2 protein-coding genes are annotated in these 1,248 nt (G+C 33.4%); one reads left to right on the top strand and one right to left on the bottom strand.

The window, feature by feature from the left end:
• The first annotated feature begins 56 nt into the window (after positions 1-56).
• Positions 57-587, top strand: coding sequence for a hypothetical protein (locus AOG55_RS06395; protein ID WP_054964048.1), 531 nt, complete (start codon positions 57-59; stop codon positions 585-587).
• Positions 588-599: 12 nt separating this feature from the next.
• On the opposite strand, the gene AOG55_RS06390 is transcribed toward AOG55_RS06395, so the two are convergent.
• Positions 600-1,157: a hypothetical protein gene (locus AOG55_RS06390; protein ID WP_052656882.1), complete on the bottom strand. Its 558-nt coding sequence runs from the start codon at positions 1,155-1,157 to the stop codon at positions 600-602.
• Positions 1,158-1,248: the final 91 nt, after the last annotated feature.

Raw genomic sequence — 1,248 nt, 5'->3', positions numbered from 1 at the left:
GTGCTCTTCCGATCTATTAAATAATAATTTATATAATTTAAAATAATAAACTGGTAATGATAAAAAAAATTGCCACCATTGGCCTGATATTATTAATGCTTGGGGTTGCCATGGGCCTTGCAGGTTTTATGACCATCGATAAGGCCCCAACCAATACGCAATTAGAGCCAGTAAAGGCTGGTGAGTACAGAACATCAAGGATGTACTATGTTACAGGGGATGTTATTATAATTGCCAATCCCGGCAATGATTCGGGTCTTATTAAATATTCACAGCTATCATATGTTACGTCAAAAAATATTTCGCAGAATGCAATAAAACCATCAAGGTCAGTTACCGGCGGATTGGAATACAGTAATCTTAATTCAGGCACCTATGTATTTGTGGTTTTTAATAGCAGCAAGCCTTCAAATATGGGTTTCTCACTAGAATCATCATCTGAATACAGGGATATAATGATTGCATATTATGCAATGATCTCCGGCGTTTTTATCTTTATTGCTGGCATTATAATTATCATCATTGGTCTGATTTTAAAGCCAAAGAAAAAGGTACCTTTAAAAACAGTTATCAGGAAAAATAAATAATATTTTTTAAATTTATTTTTTTGATGCCCTTCTTATCCTTTCAGCAATGCTGCTAAATGTGTATGATATAACACCTGATGGTGTCCATGGTATTAGCCTTCCAACAGGATTCTGAAGCCTGAACCAGTAATTTTCATCAATATTCTGCACGGTATATCTGGAATTATATAAAAGCAAAAATTCAGAAAAAATTTTTTTGTAAAACTTATAAGGTTCATATATTACAGGCTGGACATATCTAAAATTAAGATGTTGCAGGTATTTTCTGGCAATTTCTATATGGGCATTAATTTTTGCCATTCCAGGAATTATGCAGTAGTTATATATTCTCATATGCAGCTCCCATGGTGGAATAAGAATCCTGGAAATACCATAATCCTCCCCCTTATCAAAGCTTGGAAGCGCACTTGAAAACCCCTCATTCTTTTTAAGATAATTTACCACCTCATCCACCCTTTCTTCTGGAACAAGAAGGGCAAATAGCTCCTCATCCTTCACCTTATCCTTTGTTATTTCCAGGGATATGTTATTTTCAAGCGTGATTCTTTTTGGGAAAAGCAGGTATACCATTATGGGTTAAAATGCTTATTAAAATTTAAATTTTTCTCATTATATAAATCTATTAAAAAATAAATTAAAGTCTTTATTTAAAGTAGATCGG

This window comes from Acidiplasma cupricumulans, from assembly GCF_001402935.1.
GTDB lineage: Archaea > Thermoplasmatota > Thermoplasmata > Thermoplasmatales > Thermoplasmataceae > Acidiplasma > Acidiplasma aeolicum.
Note: the sequence above shows the minus strand (reverse complement) of the source record. Positions and strands in the feature narration are given on the sequence as shown.

Bases quoted from the DNA above. Each gene is read 5' to 3' on its own strand.
- AOG55_RS06390 (WP_052656882.1), bottom strand. From the start codon at position 1,157: ATGGTATACCTGCTTTTCCCAAAAAGAATCACGCTTGAAAATAACATA.
- AOG55_RS06395 (WP_054964048.1), top strand. From the start codon at position 57: ATGATAAAAAAAATTGCCACCATTGGCCTGATATTATTAATGCTTGGG.